Origin of the sequence: Methyloradius palustris (assembly GCF_019703875.1) — a bacterium.
In the GTDB taxonomy this organism is placed as follows: Bacteria; Pseudomonadota; Gammaproteobacteria; order Burkholderiales; family Methylophilaceae; genus Methyloradius; species Methyloradius palustris.
This window is the reverse complement of sequence record NZ_AP024110.1, coordinates 1,076,594-1,094,330: the sequence shown is the minus strand read 5'-3', so window position 1 is coordinate 1,094,330 and position 17,737 is coordinate 1,076,594. Positions and strand designations below refer to the sequence as shown.

Below are 17,737 nucleotides of genomic sequence, written 5' to 3'. Positions count from 1 at the left end.
TGAGCTATCTTCATTGTTGTTATTTATACAAAACTCTATCCGCACGGCTGTAAATCACGTGCTGATGGCTGCGGGCAAAACCAACCAGCGTGAGTCCACAACCTTGCGCAATCCTGATCGCAAGGCCTGTAGGGGCTGATATAGCCACTAGCATGGGGATGCCCGCTGTGATTACTTTTTGCACCATTTCATAGCTGGCACGGCTCGTCGTAAGCACAAACCCCTCTTTAGATGTGCCAGCCAACGCCATTGCACCAATCAGTTTGTCCAGCGCGTTATGGCGGCCTACATCTTCGCGCACCATCACAACCTCACCATCGGGTTTTACCCATGCGCTGGCGTGAGTAGCTCCTGTCAGTGCTTGTAGTTCCTGTTTCGCCTGAATTGCCTGATGGGCTTTATAGATGGCTGCGCTATCAAACTGCAGATTGCTTTCGATCAAAGTCTCTGGAATACGCAGCGCCTGATCAAGACTTTCGGAACCACATAAACCACAACCTGTGCGGCCAGCCATGCTGCGACGACGTTCTTTTAGCTGTTGGAATCGCTCGGTAGCGACATCAAGATGAAGCTCTATGCCTTTTTCCTGATGCACGATTTCAATGTCATAGAGCTCTTTTGCTGAGGTCAAAATACCTTCGGATAAAGAAAATCCAAGCGCAAACTCTTTTAAGTCTTGCGGTGTTGCCAGCATGACCGCGTGTGAAATGCCGTTGTAAATGAGCGCAATCGGCACTTCTTCTGCAACGCAATCATCAAGCGCCTCAAGCTGACCTTGATGCGATTTTTGCACAGGGTAAATACTGGTAGTTGCATCCACCATGACCGTTTTTTTAATAGCCAAATCGTTCACTTTTTTAAATCCAGATACCCGTAGAAAATAAGCTATTGCGCAGCTTGTTCAGAGGCCACTTGCGCAAAACCAATCTGCTCCTCGCTGAACTCCTGGTAATTACGTTGCCAATCGGAAAGCTGTGAAACACGAGTGACCTGCACCGCAGTGACCTTGAATTCAGGGCAATTGGTTGCCCAATCTGAATTATCGGTCGTAATCACATTCGCCCCAGACTCAGGGTGATGGAAGGTAGTATAAATCACGCCAGGCTGCACCCGCTCGGTAATCTTGGCGCGCAATACCGTTTGCCCTGCACGGCTATTGATACCGACCCAATCATTCTCTTTAATACCACGGTCTTCAGCATCATGTGGGTGTATCTCCACGCGATCTTCTGTATGCCACGCCACATTGTTGGTGCGACGAGTCTGGGCGCCCACGTTGTATTGTGAAAGTATGCGGCCTGTAGTCAGAATCAATGGGTATTTGGCATTGACCTTCTCGGTAGTCGGCACGTATTCGGTGATAAAGAACTTGCCTTTGCCGCGTACGAATTCATCAATGTGCATAGTCGGCGTGCCACTTGGATGCTCATCGTTGCAAGGCCATTGCACGCTGCCGAGTTCATCCAGTTTCTGCTGGCTCACGCCCTTGAATGTTGGGGTTAGTTCAGCGATTTCATCCAGAATGTCCCAGGCGCTCTTGTAGTTCATGGGGTAACCCAATGCGTTGGATAGCATGGCGGTGATTTCCCAATCTTCCTTGCCGCCATTTTTCGGTGTCATCACACGGCGAACAGGTGAAATACGGCGCTCGGCATTGGTAAAGGTGCCGCTCTTCTCAAGGAATGATGCACCTGGCAAGAATACATGAGCGTACATCGCGGTTTCATTGAGGAATAGATCCTGCACAATCACGCATTCCATAGACTCTAGCGCATGCGTCACATGCTGGGTATTAGGGTCAGATTGCGCAATGTCTTCGCCATTGCAATAAAGTGCCTTAAAGCCGCCCTCACCTGCTAAATCCAGCATATTAGGGATACGCAAACCAGGCTCATTAGAAAGTGGCCTGCCCCATGCCTTTTCAAACAAGGCACGTGCGGCATCATCCGAAACATGGCGATAACCTGTAAATTCATGTGGCATGGAGCCCATATCGCACGAACCCTGTACGTTATTTTGCCCACGCAGCGGGTTAACACCCACGCCTTCACGCCCAAGATTTCCTGTTGCCATAGCAAGGTTAGCAATGCCCATCACCATGGTAGAGCCTTGGCTGTGTTCGGTCACGCCCAATCCGTAATAAATCGCGCCATTGCCGCCTGTAGCAAACAATCTGGCAGCTGCACGAATTTCTTCTGCTTTAATCCCTAATTCCTCTGACAAAGCTTCTGGAGAGTTTTGTGGCTTGGCAACGAAATCGCGCCAAATCACAAAAGAATCCCACTCGCAACGCGCTTTAACAAAGTCTTCGTCAACAAGTCCTTCAGTGACCACTACATGAGCCATGGCTGAAATCAACGCCACGTTGGTACCAGGACGCAATTTGAGGTGATAATTCGCTTTTACATGCGGTGAAGAAACTAGGTCAATCGCACGTGGATCAGCAACAATCAGCTTCGCACCTTCACGCAGACGCCGCTTCATTTGTGAGCCGAATACTGGGTGACCATCCGTTGGGTTAGCACCTATCACCATGATGACATCAGATTTCATCACCGAATCAAAGGTCTGCGTACCAGCGGATTCACCCAGGGTTTGTTTGAGGCCATATCCTGTGGGAGAGTGGCAAACGCGGGCACAGGTATCTACGTTGTTAGTGCCAAATACAGCACGTACCAGTTTTTGCACTACATAGACTTCTTCGTTGGTGCAGCGTGATGACGTGATTGCACCTGCTGAATGCTTGCCGTATTTAGCTTGGATGCGTGTGATTTCGCTGGCTGCGTAATTAATCGCTTCATCCCATGACACTTCTTGCCATGGGTCGTGAATGCTCTTGCGGATCATCGGTTTGGTGATGCGGTCTTTGTGCGTGGTGTAACCCCAAGCAAAACGCCCTTTTACGCAAGAATGACCATGATTGGCCCCACCGTCCTTGTTTGGCACCATGCGGACGACTTCTTCACCACGCATTTCGGCATTGAACGAACAACCCACGCCACAATAGGCACAGGTAGTTGTCACGCTGTGTTCAGGCAAACCCTGTTCAATCACGGATTTTTCCATCAGCGTAGCCGTTGGGCAGGCAGCGACACAAGCGCCGCAGGAAACGCATTCCGAATCCATGAAATCGTTAATACCAGCAGCTACTTTTGATTCAAATCCACGGCCTTCAATCGTCAGTGCAAACGTACCTTGTGTTTCTTCGCAAGCACGCACACAACGTGAGCAGACAATGCACTTAGAAGGGTCAAACGTGAAATATGGGTTAGATTCATCTTTTTCAGCCTTGAGGTGATTTTCACCTTCATAGCCATAGCGCACTTCGCGCAGGCCTACTGCACCTGCCATGTCTTGCAATTCGCAATCACCATTAGTAGCGCAAGTTAGGCAATCTAGCGGATGGTCTGAGATATACAACTCCATCACACCACGGCGCACATCAGCTAATTTTTTGCTTTGTGTATGTACTTTCAGGCCTTCATCCACGGGCGTAGTACAAGATGCAGGGAAACCACGCCTGCCCTCAACTTCAACGAGGCACAAACGACATGAACCAAAAGGCTCCAGGCTATCAGTAGCGCACAGTTTCGGAATAGTAATTCCAGCCACCATCGCCGCATGGATGAGGGAGGTGCCCGATGGCACAGTGACTTGCTGGCCATCAATCTCCAGCGTCACCTGTTTGTCAGATTTTCGGGCGGGTGTCGCGTAATCTTTTTGCTTGTCCATGTCGTTCTCCTCGTACTGCTTATTTTCTAATAGTTAGGTATTAAATAGGGTTACGCTGCATGTTCTTTTTGTTGCAGCCCAAAATCTTCAGGGAAATGATTAATCGCGCTTAACACTGGGTAAGGCGTCATGCCGCCAAGTGCGCAAAGTGAACCATGCAACATGGTGTCGCTCAGATCGCGTACCAATGCGATATTCTTGGCGTGGTCTTTACCTGCAATGATCTTATCAATCACCTCAACACCTCGCGTTGAACCTATGCGGCAAGGTGTGCATTTCCCACAAGATTCAATCGCGCAAAACTCAAAGGCATAACGCGCCATTTTTGCCATATCGACGGTGTCGTCAAATGCAACAATGCCGCCATGGCCTAGTACAGCCCATATTTCGGCAAATTTCTCATAATCCAGCGGTGTATCGAATTGTGATTCAGGCAAGAATGCGCCCAGCGGCCCACCCACTTGCACAGCACGGATTGGCTTGCCAGTTGCAGAGCCACCGCCATAGTCGTAAAGCAATTCACGCAAGGTAATACCGAACGCTTTCTCAACCAGTCCACCCTGTTTGATATTGCCAGCAAGCTGAATCGGCAAGGTGCCGCGTGATCGCCCCATGCCGTAGTCACGATAAAAAACACTGCCTTTGTCCATGATCATAGGCACGGTGGCGAATGAAATGACATTGTTCACCACGGTAGGTTTGCCGAATAAACCCTCAATCGCAGGTAGTGGTGGCTTGAATCTTACCAGGCCACGCTTGCCTTCCAGGCTTTCGAGCAATGCTGTTTCTTCACCACAGACATAAGCACCCGCAGCACGGCGAACTTCGAGATCGAAATGACGGCCGCTACCAAGTAAATTACGGCCAAGATAACCAGCCTCATAGGCATTACGGATGGCTTCATTCAAGGCCACTTCCGCATGCGGATACTCTGAACGCAGATAGATATAGCCCTGGCTTGCCCCCACTGCGACTGCGGCAATCGTCATGCCTTCAATAAGCACAAACGGGTCATCTTCCATAATCATGCGATCTGAGTAAGTCCCAGAATCGCCTTCATCTGCATTGCAGACGATGTATTTCTGGTCAACTTTGCAATCCAGTACGGTTTTCCATTTGATGCCTGTCGGGAACGCTGCGCCACCTCGGCCTCGCAAGCCTGAATCAGTGACTTGTGCAACGATATCGACTGGTGCAAGATTCAGCGCGTTTTTAAGGCCTTTATAGCCATCGTGCGCAATATAGTCATCCAGCGAAACAGGGTCGGTAATGCCAACACGCGCAAAAGTCAGGCGCTCTTGATTTTTAAGCCAAGGCAGCTGATCAGTAATGCCCAGTTTTAATGCGTGATCGCCGCCATGCAAGAAGTCGCTATCGAACAGACTCGCCACATCACTTGGTTCCACTGGGCCATAGGCAATACGCCCTGCCGCCGCTTCAACCTCGACCAAAGGCTCTAACCAGAACATGCCTCGTGAACCGTTGCGAACAAGCTGAATTTCAATATTGCGCTTGGCTGCTTCTTCCTGGATGAACTCCGCAATCTGGTTTGCGCCAAGAGATAAAGCACTGGAGTCACGCGGAACAAATACCTTAATAGTCATGCTGCCTCGCTATTCATTACAGTCTCTCTAGCACAAGCAATCAGGCCGTCGATCTTACTGGCACTAACTCGCCCATAAACATCGCCATCCAGCATCACCGCTGGGGAACAGGCACAATTGCCTAAACAGTAAACAGGCTCCAAGGTAATAGCACCATCTTCGGTAGTCTCATGAAAATCCACAGATAAATGCGATTTAATATGCTGTTCCAAGGCCTCGCTACCCATGGCTTGGCAAGATTCAGCACGACATACCTGCAAGATATGCTTGCCTGGCACTTGCGTACGGAAATGGTGATAAAAACTGACAACGCCATGCACTTCAGCAACAGAAAGATTAAGTGCTTTAGAAATCAGGCTGTAACTGTCTTCAGGAATAAAACCGAGGTCATCTTGAATGGCGTGTAACAAAGGCAATAATGCGCCTGGCAACTGACTATGCTTCTCAATATGCCGAGTAATCTTCAAGTGAATCTGTGCTAATTGATTTTGTGACAACTTACTCTCCTGTACTGCATCAAATAATTTTTATTATTGATGATATTACGCCTTGTTACATCCTGATACAACCTTAGAAACCAATACAGTGTTCAAGTTCAGTAAAAATATAGTTTAAATAATTGAGACAAGTATTTAGCTATTTTTTACTAAAGTCTAAATTGTAAATTAATTGTAAATTGTAGTAGTCAAAACTTGGCGTTGAGGAATAAACTAGCTGTTCAGGTGAGGGTTGGGTTTAAGCCAACGTTGTTTAATGCAGCTGTTTAAATCCATCAACAATCAAACCATAAAATATACAAATAACTTTTAGTCTCAACTAGCAAAATACTCTCTAGGAGGAGTAAATCATGAGTTTAGAAAGCCTTAAAAATCTGGGCGTAGCACATCCCTATAAAGCGAAATATGACAACTACATTGGTGGCAAATGGGTTGCCCCTGTAGATGGTCAATATTTTGATAATGTCAGCCCAGTCACTGGCAAAGTGTTCTGCCAAGTTGCCCGCTCAACTGAAAAAGACGTCAATCTAGCCTTGGATGCTGCACATGCCGCCAAAGATGCTTGGGGCAAAACCTCGACTACAGATCGAGCCAACATCCTGAATAAGATCGCTGATGCGATGGAAGCTAATCTGGAAAAGATTGCCATCGCTGAAACCATTGATAACGGTAAGCCAATACGTGAAACAACTTTGGCCGATATTCCACTGGCCATTGACCACTTCCGCTACTTTGCAGGCTGTATTCGCGCGCAAGAAGGCTCTATTGGCGAGATTGACCATGACACCATGGCATACCATTTCCATGAGCCACTAGGCGTCGTTGGTCAGATCATTCCTTGGAACTTCCCGATTTTGATGGCAGCCTGGAAACTGGCACCAGCACTGGCTGCTGGTAACTGTATCGTCATGAAACCAGCAGAACAGACACCTGTATCTATTCTGATCGTGATGGAAATCATTGGTCATCTGTTACCACCAGGCACATTGAATATTATCAATGGTTTTGGCCTTGAAGCTGGTAAACCGCTGGCGAGCTCAAGCCGTATCGCAAAGATTGCATTTACGGGTGAGACCACCACTGGCCGCTTGATTATGCAATATGCTTCACAGAACATCATCCCAGTCACACTGGAGCTGGGTGGCAAATCACCAAACGTGTTCTTTGAAGACATCATGGATGCTGATGATGCCTACTTCGACAAGTGCCTGGAAGGTTTCGCGCTGTTTGCACTGAACCAGGGTGAAGTCTGTACCTGCCCATCACGCGCCTTGATTCAGGAATCAATCTACGATGACTTCATTGCCCGTGCGATTGAACGCGTAAAAGCCATCAAGCAAGGCAACCCACTGGAAATGTCGACCATGATTGGTGCACAAGCTTCTAGCGAACAAGTTGAAAAGATCATGTCTTACATCAAGCTTGGTCAAGAAGAAGGCGCTCAGCTACTCACAGGCGGCAAAGCCACCAAACTTGGCGGCGACTTGGGTGGTGGCTACTACATTGAGCCTACCTTGTTTAAAGGCCACAACAAGATGCGTATTTTCCAGGAAGAAATCTTTGGCCCAGTGCTTTCCGTGACCACCTTCAAGGATGAAGCTGAAGCCCTGGCGATTGCCAACGATACCTTGTACGGTTTGGGCGCTGGCGTCTGGACGCGTGATGGTAGCCGTGCATTCCGCATGGGTCGTGGCATTCAGGCTGGTCGCGTTTGGACTAACTGTTACCACCTCTACCCCGCACATGCTGCATTTGGTGGTTACAAGCAGTCTGGTATTGGCCGTGAAAACCACAAGATGATGTTGGATCACTACCAACAAACCAAGAACTTGTTGGTGAGTTACAACCCTAACAAGTTGGGCTTCTTCTAGTTTTAAGTCACTGCGACAGCGAATTGCTGCGTTGTGGGTTGGGCAAAAATATTGCCGTACAATTTGTACTGTCTTCGATTTTTGCCCAACCCACGCCTTGCACTTCATCTGCCTCGTTGACTTAAAGGAGTTATATGATTGCTTCAAGAGTCACTGCAACAGAAGCAGCAGTTAATCTGATTAATACATTAAAAGCGCAGCATGGCGATTTGATGTTTCACCAATCGGGTGGCTGTTGCGATGGCAGTGCACCTATGTGTTACCCCGCAGGCGAATTTTATCTGGGTAGCTCAGACGTTAAAATCGGCGAAGTGGCTGGGGTACCTTTTCACATGAGCGTGAGCCAGTTTCAATATTGGGAGCACACCCATCTCACGTTAGATGCAATTACTGGCACTGGTGGCCAGTTTTCACTTGAGCGCCCTACTGGGTTAAGATTCATCATTCGTTCCAGGTTATACAGTGATGAAGAATGGCAACATCTACCACCAGTCGAAATTTGCGGCTGAATCTACGGAAACACTGAATAAGTGTCTGCGCGGGCGAATTGCTGCGTTGCGCGGCACTCGCAACCTCGCTGTATACCTCATACTATCTCGGTTACTGCGTTCCGTGCGCCTTGCACTTCATCCCGCTCAACGACTTATTCTGCCTTCCCTAACAATTAAAACCAAAGGCGTGACATGTTTGAATCAGTAGAACTTGATCACCAAATCTCCAAAGAAATCTATAAGCAACAAGCGCCGCAATTGCGGGAATCACTTATTGCGATCCAGCAAAAGCTGATTGAGCACAAACCTTTCCCTGTAATCATTCTGATTGGCGGTGTGGATGGCGCGGGTAAAGGTGAAACTGCCAACCTGCTCAACGAATGGATGGATGCACGCCACATTGATACTCATGCATTCGGCGCGCCAACTGCAGATGAAGCGAGCAAACCGCCTATGTGGCGTTTTTGGCAGGCATTGCCACCTAAAGGCGAAATCGGCATTTTCTTTGGTTCGTGGTACACAGCGCCTGTTATCGACAAAGCCTACGGAAAAATTAAACAGCCAGAACTTGATAGCAAACTGCACGATATAGTGCGCTTCGAGCGCATGCTCACTGATGAAGGTGCACTTATTATCAAGATTTGGCTGCACCTTTCTAAAGAGGCACAGAAAGCACGTATCAAAACCCTGCAAAAAGATCCCAAAACCGCATGGCGAGTGAATGAGCAAGACCTGAAGCATCTCAAAATGTATGACAAATTTCGTGGGATTGCTGACCACATGATTAAAGAGACCAGCACTGCCAATGCGCCATGGTTTCTTGTGGAGGGGCTGGATGCTAATTACCGCAACCTGACGGCAGGCCAATATATCCTTGAATCCATCAAATCGCATATTGCCGCACATAGCAAAAAGTCTAAAAAAACCACTGCAAGCGGTTCCGTTATGCCAGCCCTGCCGCCCATCGATGGCGTGCGCATTCTGGATACTCTTAACCTGAACCAAACGCTGGAAGATAGCGTTTACAAAGAACAGCTAGAAGCTTTGCAAGGCCAGCTAAACCTGCTAACAAGGCATCCGAAATTCAATCAAATTGGATTAGTCATTGCATTTGAAGGTGTAGATGCAGCGGGCAAAGGCGGCAGCATACGCCGCATCACTCAAGCGATTGATGCACGCAAATACAAAGTAATCCCCATCGCTGCGCCCAATGAGCAAGAACGCGCGCAGCCCTATCTATGGCGTTTTTGGCAGCACATTCCGAGCAAAGGCCGCATTACGATATTTGACCGTTCCTGGTATGGCCGTGTGCTGGTAGAAAGAGTCGAAGCTTTTTGCAGCCCGCAGGACTGGGGACGTGCCTATGCCGAGATTAATGATTTCGAAGAGCAGCTTGCTCAAAGCAATGTATTACTCATTAAATTCTGGCTGCAAATCAATCAGGAAGAGCAACTCAAACGCTTTGAAAAACGTCAAGAGATCACCTACAAGAACTACAAGATTACGCAGGAAGACTGGCGCAACCGCAAAAAGTGGGATGACTACCAGCAAGCCGCGTGCGACATGATAGAGCGCACCAGCACTGAAGTTGCGCCATGGAAGCTGATTGAAGCCAATGATAAAAACGATGCACGCATCAAAATATTGCGCCACATCTGCAATCTATTAGAAGCAAAGTTAAACAAGCTGTAACGGCAGTTCAAACATAGAAAAGCACTTAGTAATCTAAAGGGGATATATGTATAAAAAAGCACTGACTTCGCTCACCGTATTGTTTTTTATGATGGGGTTTATCACCTGTCTTAATGACATCCTGGTGCCCTACCTCAAAGCGATTTTTAACCTCAATTATGCGCAGGCTGCACTGGTGCAATTCTGCTTCTTTGCCGCCTATGGCCTGACCTCTATTCCGTTCAGCAAATTGATTGAGCGCGTAGGCTATCAAACAGGCATGGTCATCGGCTTTGCCTTGGCCGCACTTGGCTGCTTGTTATTTTACCCAGCAGTGGTCATGCACACCTATGTGCTGTTCCTTGGGGCGCTGTTCGTACTTGCTTCTGGCATTGTGTTGTTACAGGTAGCCGCCAACCCATTCGTTGCGGTCATAGGCCCACAAGCAACTGCATCTTCGCGCTTAACCATGGTGCAGGCGTTTAACTCATTTGGCACTTTTGTCGCGCCCTTTTTCGGCGCCTATTTCATACTCTCAACACTCGCGCATTCCACCAACGCAGCAGGCGTGGTGTATCCATACCTGATGATTGCGCTGGTGCTAGTAATCATCGCTGTGGTGCTATCGCGCATCAATCTGACTGGGCTGGATTCTGCGCAAAAAGATGAGAGCACATGGCGCGAAGTAGTCAGTGAAAAAGGATTGATGCTCGGCATGGTAGGTATTTTTTCCTACGTGGGTGCCGAAGTAGCCATCGGCAGCTTTCTGGTCAACTACATAGTCAGCCTCACGCAAATGCCCGAAACACAAGCCGCATCTCTAGTCGCTTTGTATTGGGCTGGCGCCATGGTCGGCCGCTTTATCGGCATTTTCACCCTCAAAGCCTTTGCGCCAGCTAAAGTTCTCAGTGTGCATGCCGCACTCTCAATTGCGTTGATTATAGTTTCCATGAACAGCTCTGGCATGTTGGCGGTTTACAGCATGGTGTTGGTAGGTTTGTGCAACTCCATCATGTTCCCCACCATCTTTACCCTAGGCATTAAAAACCTTAAAGCAGGACAAGAGAAAAAGGGCTCTGGTTTACTCGCCACAGCTATTCTGGGCGGAGCAGTCGTACCAATGTTTACTGGCTTGCTGGCAGATAGTCTGGGGCTGCATCACGCATTTATATTGCCAGTAGTGTGCTATGCGTATATCGCATGGTTGGGGTTTAAGAACTTGACGAAGGCCGGCAATATTAGCTCTGTTAGTTAGCAAGTAGGGCGTAGTAAACGTTCTGCATTACGCCGAACATTACGGCGTAATGCCTGATAGTTATTGCGCCCTATGCGAGCTACACAGAATGAACAGTGTTTCAGGCAACATACCCAACTGCCTGACGTATTTGATGGAGAGTGTTTTCTGCTTGCGCTTGATCGTGAAAAACACCCATCACAATCGATTTGGCTGGCAAGACGGCAACTACCACGCTGTATGAGGTGTCATCGTCTTCAGACACATTAGCCACAACCTCTATCTTAGAAATTGCATCAAACTCATACTTTATTTCTCTTACTCCAAGCAGCGGCGTGCGGGCAATGTAGACCATCTGCCTGTGCACCTTGTCAAAAATGACTGTTTGTCTCGGGATAAGTAGCCCCATCCTTAAGCAATATCCGCCAAAAAGCCAGAATGCGATTATTGATAAAATTGAGGCGGCAAGCCCGCCGATCTTCGCTGCGCCGACAATCTGGCCCATGCTCTGGATAATCTCAATAAAAATGTAGGAACATGCAATCGCTGCAAGGCCCACGACCACAAACACCGTTCGTAGTGCTCCCATGCTAACGTGCTCTTCGTAGCGAAGTTGGCCTTCAGAGTTGGTGAATGAAAATGCCATGTGTGTCCGAACGTTTCAATTAAGCAATTATGGAGTAATAAGCGTAGCGCAACGCCGGAAACCATCAATCAATACGGGGCAATGCCCTATAGTTATTGCGCCCTACGCGAGCTAACAATATCTTCAGAGCTAGGCACATAGCTTTCCCCATATCTCTCGCTTAAAACCCGCCAGTAAATGCGATTAGGCGTAGCTATTATTAGGGCTTCAGCAAGGGGGCCTTGATCACTTGAAAAACCTGGTTGAAATTCTACGAAAGCAATATTACCTAATAGCTTCCCCTTGAAATCAATCTCCCCCCAGACTTTTCTTCCACAATCCCAAATACCATCAATACTTCCAGAAATGCCTTGATCTTTGACAGTGGCCGTAATTGAAAACCAATCCCCATCGCCGCCCATTTGGCAATATGGACTATTTGTAGCTTTATGTTGCACTTTTACTTTCAGGGCAGCTGGAATTGGACTTGCTACTTCTCGCACATCAATCATGAGGCTATCAACACGTTGTTGATATGCATTTGTTAAGCATTGGGCGTCGTTGCATTTGTTTCGCACGGTTTGCAGCCATTCGCGCTGTTTTGTGCGAATGGAGCTGGCAGGCTTTGCTACCAGCACAGCCACCGAGTAGAGAGAATTGAGGCGGATGTCTAATGCTGAAAGTGACTTATCACTACAGATTAAGCGCTCTTGAGCTGAAAGCTCACCATAACAGCCAAAGCTCGCTGCAAAAGCGACTTGCGGTAGCCCTACAACTATTGCGACAACCAAAATAAATTGTCGTGACATATCGAACCCTAATGTAAAGTAGTCATCGTAAATTTTTTCCAGTTTAAAATCAGTAACCCTAAAAATAATTAGGCGGATGCTCATTATTGATATATTTCGCCGCTTCTGGATCGCCTATCCAGAAGTAATAAAACTCACGCACTACCGCAAGAAACAAGCGTCGTGTATCTCGCAACTCAAACAATGGGCAAGTAGCGCCAACACCGATTCTGTAAAACTTAGGGTTACTCTCTGGCGCGGTACGCAAGCGCACCAGTAAAAGCTTGGCTAGCTTAATGCGCGTATCAATAATGGATTGTTCTGCGCCCTCTTGCTTCAAGGCTAGCGTGTAAGCCTTCATAGCCCATATTTCTACTGTGCTGAATTTTTCTTTATCCAGCATATTCCATAGCACCTTGAGGGTGTAATCCACTGGCTGCCACTTGATAGGTTCAATCTCAAAGCCTTTGCCCGCATTCATGGCAGCAATCACTTTGATATCTTTGATCCAGAATGGATAGTATTCGCGGGCAACAGCTAGCTTGAATGCCCACTCTGACTTTTCAGTGCCTTCTATCACTGTTTCAACAACCTCGCGGTAAACCAACCCATCTGCAGGTTTACCCACTAGCTCTTGAATCAGTTTATGCAAGAATTTATTACGCTCCATGAGCGTTTCATTATCAGCGCCTTTGTTTTCTAAAAGCTTGAAGTAGGCATCGCGGGCTTCATTTTCACGGCTGGTATTTTGGGTCATATCGCTTGTTCCAGGTAAAGCAAACTCAACATGTGCTTCCTTATTTGATGGGTTTTGAGTTGAGGTAATTAAAGCGTTTTGAGAGAGTTCAGAAGGTTTAAAACATATTAGCCTATAAAATTTTAGCGTAGAAGCGAATTAAACATAGAGTTGTCATTAATAGCTCGCAACAATCATTCCAGTTTTTCTTGAGTAATGCGACGGATACTCTCGAATACTCCGTTCAATGATAAAGAAAGTTAACTATTGATGTATTTCAGCCCTCAAGACAACCAAAGTCGCCAAATATAGTTATATGGATACACCTGGCTAATAAAGTATGGGAGCTGGCTTGACTGAATTTGACCCTGATATAGATTTGCTTGCACGCGTAGCAAAGGGCGACGCATCGGCAGTCAGGGAGATGGTTGCCCGCAAACTGCCAAGATTGCTGGCATTGGCGATGCGCATGCTCAATGATCGTGGAGAAGCCGAGGATGTGGCACAGGAGACGTTTATCCGCATATGGAAACATGCACCAAACTGGCAACCAGGCGTTGCCAAATTTGATACTTGGGTGCATCGCGTAGCGCTCAACCTCTGCTATGACAAACTGCGCAGCAAGCCACAAGCTGAGCTTAAGGAGCTTGATGAAGAAAGTGCAGATCAGGTTGATGCAGCGTTAAAACCAGACGAAACCATGATGGCGATGCAACAACGCGACCAGGTTGCCTACGCGTTAGCCAAATTACCCTTGAGGCAGCGCGAAGCCCTAGTGCTGCAGTATTACCAGGAGCTATCTAACATTGAGGCAGCAAGCCTGATGGAAATTAGCGTAGATGCATTAGAGAGCCTGCTATCGCGGGCAAGACGCAATATGCGATCGCTGCTATTAGCAGAAAAGGATTAAACGAGATGTTGTTGAAAAGGAGTCATCATGTCACCTGAACAATTTAGATCACTTGCTGAAAGCTATGGCGCTGATCTCAAGCGTTGGCCAGACAATTATCAGGCCGCCGCAAAGGCACTTATTGCCGAGGGCTCAGCAGAGGTAGAAACGGCCTTGAAACAAGCCAATATGCTGGATGAAATACTGAACAGCCATGTGGTATCTGCTGATCGACGATTAGCAGATTTGATCATCAACCATGCCCTGCCGCATCAACCTGCTAGCGAATCGCACAAGCAGTCTTCACCTCGGTGGTGGAACAACACACTGTGGCCAAGTATCGGCTTTGCCAGCGCAAGCTTGGCTGGGGCAATCGCTGGTATTTTTTGTGTATCACTACTCACTTCAACCATGAGCACGCCTGATATTGGGGATGGCTCGAATGGAACAGCAGACGTGATTGATTTTGGAACGGACTGGAGATAAGCATGGCAGATAATGCAAATATGAACGTGAAGCCACGCAAAATTAAGTGGCTGTTAACAGCCTCGCTCATTCTCAATCTGTTTCTAATCAGCGGCATTGTGGGTGGTGTATACCGCCTGTTTTTATCTGACCATGCAGTGTTTGGCAATCAAGCACAGCGCGGCCTGCGCTTTGCTGCAGATGACCTGCCTACCGAGCGCCAGCACATGTATCGCAAGGTATTACGCGAAGCAAGGCGAGATGCCAGACCATTGATAAAATCAGGGCAGGATGCTCGCAGTGAAGTTAGAACATTACTTGCCGCACCTACATTTGACCGCGATGCAGTCACAGCCGCATTAAACAAAACCCACGAAGCTGACATGGCACTGCGTATCCGCATTGAGCAAAGTTTGCTCGATTTCGTAGAAATATTGTCCCCAGAAGAGCGTGCAACGTTCGCAGATGGCTTAGCCAAACAAGGCCCATTGCGCCAGGCTTTATTGCGCAATCAGCAAGCAGAAGCAGCCACAACGCCATGACTACCAACATGACACCTGCTGCAATTGCCGTTAACCGTTTTGGCCTCGGTGCCAGGCCTGATGAGCCAGCACCAACCGAACCTAAAAAATGGCTGCTTGCGCAATTCAATCAATATGAAGTTGCCCCCAGCGCGTGGGCCAATCAAGCTAAAACGGCTGACTTGGTAGCTGATTTTGCAGACAAACAACAGCAAATGCGTAATGCCAATGAAGATGATAAAAAAGCCGCACAATTAATGCTAAGGCGTGAAGTAAAAGGTGATTATCAATCGGCAGTCACCGCCCGTGCAGAATCTGCACTTACAACACCAACACCATTTATAGAAAGACTGGTGCATTTCTGGGCGAATCATTTTGCCATCTCTATCGAAAAGCCAGCTGTGGCCGAATTCGCTGGCGCATTCGAGCTCGAAGCCATCAGACCTAATGTACTGGGTAATTTCACCGATATGCTGATGGCAGTAGAAACACACCCCGCCATGCTTTTGTATCTTGACCAGGCAAAATCCATAGGTCCGAATAGCAAAGCCGCAGAACGTTTGGCCGAGCGTGACCCAGATAAAAAGCGCGGGCTGAATGAAAATCTGGCGCGTGAAATCATGGAGCTTCATACACTAGGCGTTCGTAGCGGTTATACGCAGACTGATGTCACCGAGTTTGCCCGCGCCATGACAGGCTGGAGCATAGGTGGAGTTGGCAAAGACAAGAATGCTGTAGTGGAAGCTAACGGCTTTATGTTCAGGCCTGCCCTGCATGAGCCAGGCACGCGCAACATCATGGGGCGCACTTATAGCCAATATGGAAAAAACCAGGCTGCCGCAGTATTGCGTGACATTGCTAATTCACCAGCCACTGCCACCCATATTGCAACCAAGTTGGCACGCCATTTTGTGAGCGATTCGCCACCAGATACGCTAGTACAAAAACTGGCTGATGCTTACATGCGAAATAACGGCAATTTGGTCAGCCTTTACCGCGTGCTGATTGATGCCCCTGAAGCTTGGCAACCAACACCCGTTAAATTCAAAACGCCCTGGGAATGGCTAATATCAAGCCTGCGTGGCACTGGTCGCCAGAATCTTAGTGGTATTAATACAGCCCAGATTATGAACCAGCTAGGGCAACAGGTCTGGAAACCAGGCTCACCTGCTGGCTACGATGACATCGCCGATAGTTGGGCCGCGCCCGATGCGCTCATCAGGCGGGTTGAGCTTGCGCAACGCCTGGCAAACCCACTCGGTGACAAACTGGATGCACGAATACTGGGTGACCAATTACTGCTTGGCAGCATCAGTCAGCAAACAAAAACCGCCATCGCCAGATCGGAGAGCGCCGCCACAGGCCTAGCTCTATTATTGGTTTCGCCAGAGTTTTTAAGGAGATAGATGATGACAAACTCCATCAACCGCCGAGATTTTCTGCGCTACATTGCAGCTGGCAGCGCCCTTGCTTTTGCCTCACCGTACATCACCTTTGCGAGCGCCGATACTGACCGCCGCTTTATTTTTATCATCCAGCGCGGCGCGGCAGATGGCTTGAATACGGTTATCCCTTATGCTGACCCTGCTTATGCCAAGTTACGCGGCGAACTTGCCATTGATGTTTCTCAAGCCATCAAGCTGGATGGCCTATTTGCCTTGCACCCCGCATTGGCAGAAACGGCAAAAATGTATGCCTCTGGCCAGGCTTTATTTGTGCAGGCGGTTGCCTCGCCATACCGTGATCGCTCCCACTTCGATGGTCAAAACGTGCTGGAAACAGGCGGTACATCTCCTTACCAACTGACAGACGGCTGGTTAAATCGGCTACTGACTTTATTACCCAGTGCGCAAAATGAAGCTATCGCGTTCGCCTCGACTGTACCGATGGCATTGCGTGGCAAAATAGAAGTCAGTTCTTATGCACCATCAGCCTTGCCACAGGCATCAGATGATCTGCTTATGCGTGTATCACAACTCTACACCGAAGATAAGCAGTTGAATGCCATTTGGACAGCCGCGATGGATACGCGAAACATGGGGGATGATGCTAGTGCCAGGCAAGATCCAGCTAGCTTGGGCAAACTCGCGGCCTCATTTCTGGCACGCGCCAATGGGCCACGTATCGCCATGATAGAAACTGGTGGTTGGGATACGCATACAGCCGAAACTGCCAGGCTAGACAGGCAGTTGAAATCGCTGGACACCATGATTGCTGCGCTTCGTAACGGGCTAGGCGATAGTTGGCAGAAAACTACCATCGTTGTCGCTACCGAATTCGGCCGCACGGCAGCAGCAAATGGTACAGGCGGTACAGATCATGGCACTGGATCCACCGCCATGATACTGGGTGGTGATGTAAAAGGTGGCCGTGTAATAACCGACTGGCCAGGCCTAAGCAACAGCGCCCTGTATGAAGGCCGCGACCTTAAACCCACGCTGGGGCTAGATAAACTGATTGCGTCACTCACGGGCGAACGCTTTGGGATAGACCCCAACAAAGTGGCAAAAACACTCTTTCCAGAAAGCAATATTAGTAAACCACTCTCTGGCATTTTAAATACTTAATGAAGCCTGTGATTTGAGTGTAACGATATGATAAAGCCCAGATTTT

16 protein-coding genes are annotated in these 17,737 nt (G+C 48.3%); 9 read left to right on the top strand and 7 right to left on the bottom strand.

The features are described 5' to 3' along the window. Positions 1–19 precede the first annotated feature (19 nt). The 4 genes from fdhD to ZMTM_RS05335 form a co-directional block, all read right to left on the bottom strand. Positions 20–823, bottom strand: coding sequence for a formate dehydrogenase accessory sulfurtransferase FdhD (fdhD, locus tag ZMTM_RS05350; protein ID WP_221765595.1), 804 nt, complete (start codon positions 821–823; stop codon positions 20–22). A gap of 62 nt (positions 824–885) precedes the next feature. Continuing rightward, positions 886–3,732 (bottom strand): formate dehydrogenase subunit alpha, encoded by a 2,847-nt coding sequence (fdhF, locus tag ZMTM_RS05345; protein ID WP_221765270.1) that lies wholly within the window; start codon positions 3,730–3,732, stop codon positions 886–888. 50 nt (positions 3,733–3,782) lie between these two features. Next, complete coding sequence (locus ZMTM_RS05340; protein WP_221765269.1) at positions 3,783–5,336, bottom strand: formate dehydrogenase beta subunit; 1,554 nt, start codon at positions 5,334–5,336, stop codon at positions 3,783–3,785. Then, a complete protein-coding gene (locus tag ZMTM_RS05335; RefSeq protein WP_221765268.1) occupies positions 5,333–5,833 on the bottom strand; it encodes a formate dehydrogenase subunit gamma in 501 nt (166 codons plus the stop codon). Before ZMTM_RS05335 ends, ZMTM_RS05340 begins: the two co-directional genes overlap by 4 nt. A 350-nt stretch (positions 5,834–6,183) precedes the next feature. On the opposite strand from ZMTM_RS05335, the gene adh reads away from it, so the two are divergent. The 4 genes from adh (at position 6,184) to ZMTM_RS05315 (ending at position 11,121) form a co-directional block, all read left to right on the top strand. Then, entirely contained in the window at positions 6,184–7,704 is a 1,521-nt protein-coding gene (gene adh, locus ZMTM_RS05330; RefSeq protein WP_221765267.1) for an aldehyde dehydrogenase, read from the top strand. Between the two features lie 137 nt (positions 7,705–7,841). Further along, on the top strand, positions 7,842–8,213 hold the full coding sequence (locus ZMTM_RS05325) for a DUF779 domain-containing protein (protein WP_221765594.1): 372 nt from the start codon (positions 7,842–7,844) through the stop codon (positions 8,211–8,213). 174 nt (positions 8,214–8,387) lie between these two features. Then, positions 8,388–9,887 carry a polyphosphate:AMP phosphotransferase gene (gene pap / locus ZMTM_RS05320; RefSeq protein WP_221765266.1) on the top strand — a complete coding sequence of 500 codons (1,500 nt, stop codon included), beginning with the start codon at positions 8,388–8,390 and terminating at the stop codon, positions 9,885–9,887. A 46-nt stretch (positions 9,888–9,933) separates the two neighbouring features. Next, a complete protein-coding gene (locus tag ZMTM_RS05315) occupies positions 9,934–11,121 on the top strand; it encodes a sugar MFS transporter (protein WP_221765265.1) in 1,188 nt (395 codons plus the stop codon). A gap of 100 nt (positions 11,122–11,221) precedes the next feature. Here the strand turns inward: ZMTM_RS05315 and ZMTM_RS05310 are convergent, their stop codons facing one another. From ZMTM_RS05310 to ZMTM_RS05300, 3 genes are all read right to left on the bottom strand, one after another. Continuing rightward, positions 11,222–11,746, bottom strand: a complete 525-nt coding sequence (locus ZMTM_RS05310; RefSeq protein ID WP_221765264.1) for a hypothetical protein — start codon at positions 11,744–11,746, stop codon at positions 11,222–11,224. Positions 11,747–11,838: 92 nt separating this feature from the next. Continuing rightward, positions 11,839–12,618, bottom strand: a complete 780-nt coding sequence (locus ZMTM_RS05305) for a lysozyme inhibitor LprI family protein (protein ID WP_221765263.1) — start codon at positions 12,616–12,618, stop codon at positions 11,839–11,841. Continuing rightward, positions 12,593–13,270 (bottom strand): hypothetical protein, encoded by a 678-nt coding sequence (locus ZMTM_RS05300; RefSeq protein ID WP_221765262.1) that lies wholly within the window; start codon positions 13,268–13,270, stop codon positions 12,593–12,595. Before ZMTM_RS05300 ends, ZMTM_RS05305 begins: the two co-directional genes overlap by 26 nt. A 331-nt stretch (positions 13,271–13,601) precedes the next feature. On the opposite strand from ZMTM_RS05300, the gene ZMTM_RS05295 reads away from it, so the two are divergent. From ZMTM_RS05295 to ZMTM_RS05275, 5 genes are read left to right on the top strand one after another with little or no spacing between them, the layout of a single operon-like run. Continuing rightward, on the top strand, positions 13,602–14,159 hold the full coding sequence (locus ZMTM_RS05295; protein ID WP_221765261.1) for an RNA polymerase sigma factor: 558 nt from the start codon (positions 13,602–13,604) through the stop codon (positions 14,157–14,159). A 27-nt stretch (positions 14,160–14,186) separates the two neighbouring features. Then, entirely contained in the window at positions 14,187–14,624 is a 438-nt protein-coding gene (locus ZMTM_RS05290; protein WP_221765260.1) for a hypothetical protein, read from the top strand. 2 nt (positions 14,625–14,626) lie between these two features. After that, a complete protein-coding gene (locus ZMTM_RS05285; protein WP_221765259.1) occupies positions 14,627–15,145 on the top strand; it encodes a periplasmic heavy metal sensor in 519 nt (172 codons plus the stop codon). Continuing rightward, on the top strand, positions 15,142–16,530 hold the full coding sequence (locus ZMTM_RS05280; RefSeq protein WP_221765258.1) for a DUF1800 domain-containing protein: 1,389 nt from the start codon (positions 15,142–15,144) through the stop codon (positions 16,528–16,530). The genes ZMTM_RS05285 and ZMTM_RS05280 overlap by 4 nt, the downstream gene beginning before the upstream one ends. Beyond that, positions 16,531–17,691: a DUF1501 domain-containing protein gene (locus tag ZMTM_RS05275; RefSeq protein ID WP_221765257.1), complete on the top strand. Its 1,161-nt coding sequence runs from the start codon at positions 16,531–16,533 to the stop codon at positions 17,689–17,691. It abuts the gene before it with no gap. Positions 17,692–17,737: the final 46 nt, after the last annotated feature.

Excerpts from the sequence above, each read along its gene's own strand:
- ZMTM_RS05285 (WP_221765259.1), top strand. The coding sequence starts at position 14,627 with ATGGCAGATAATGCAAATATGAACGTGAAGCCACGCAAAATTAAGTGG.
- ZMTM_RS05290 (WP_221765260.1), top strand. The coding sequence starts at position 14,187 with ATGTCACCTGAACAATTTAGATCACTTGCTGAAAGCTATGGCGCTGAT.
- ZMTM_RS05275 (WP_221765257.1), top strand. The coding sequence starts at position 16,531 with ATGATGACAAACTCCATCAACCGCCGAGATTTTCTGCGCTACATTGCA.
- fdhF (WP_221765270.1), bottom strand. The coding sequence starts at position 3,732 with ATGGACAAGCAAAAAGATTACGCGACACCCGCCCGAAAATCTGACAAA.
- adh (WP_221765267.1), top strand. The coding sequence starts at position 6,184 with ATGAGTTTAGAAAGCCTTAAAAATCTGGGCGTAGCACATCCCTATAAA.
- ZMTM_RS05280 (WP_221765258.1), top strand. The coding sequence starts at position 15,142 with ATGACTACCAACATGACACCTGCTGCAATTGCCGTTAACCGTTTTGGC.
- ZMTM_RS05300 (WP_221765262.1), bottom strand. The coding sequence starts at position 13,270 with ATGACCCAAAATACCAGCCGTGAAAATGAAGCCCGCGATGCCTACTTC.
- pap (WP_221765266.1), top strand. The coding sequence starts at position 8,388 with ATGTTTGAATCAGTAGAACTTGATCACCAAATCTCCAAAGAAATCTAT.
- ZMTM_RS05305 (WP_221765263.1), bottom strand. The coding sequence starts at position 12,618 with ATGAGCATCCGCCTAATTATTTTTAGGGTTACTGATTTTAAACTGGAA.
- ZMTM_RS05315 (WP_221765265.1), top strand. The coding sequence starts at position 9,934 with ATGTATAAAAAAGCACTGACTTCGCTCACCGTATTGTTTTTTATGATG.
- ZMTM_RS05310 (WP_221765264.1), bottom strand. The coding sequence starts at position 11,746 with ATGGCATTTTCATTCACCAACTCTGAAGGCCAACTTCGCTACGAAGAG.
- ZMTM_RS05340 (WP_221765269.1), bottom strand. The coding sequence starts at position 5,336 with ATGACTATTAAGGTATTTGTTCCGCGTGACTCCAGTGCTTTATCTCTT.
- fdhD (WP_221765595.1), bottom strand. The coding sequence starts at position 823 with ATGGTGGATGCAACTACCAGTATTTACCCTGTGCAAAAATCGCATCAA.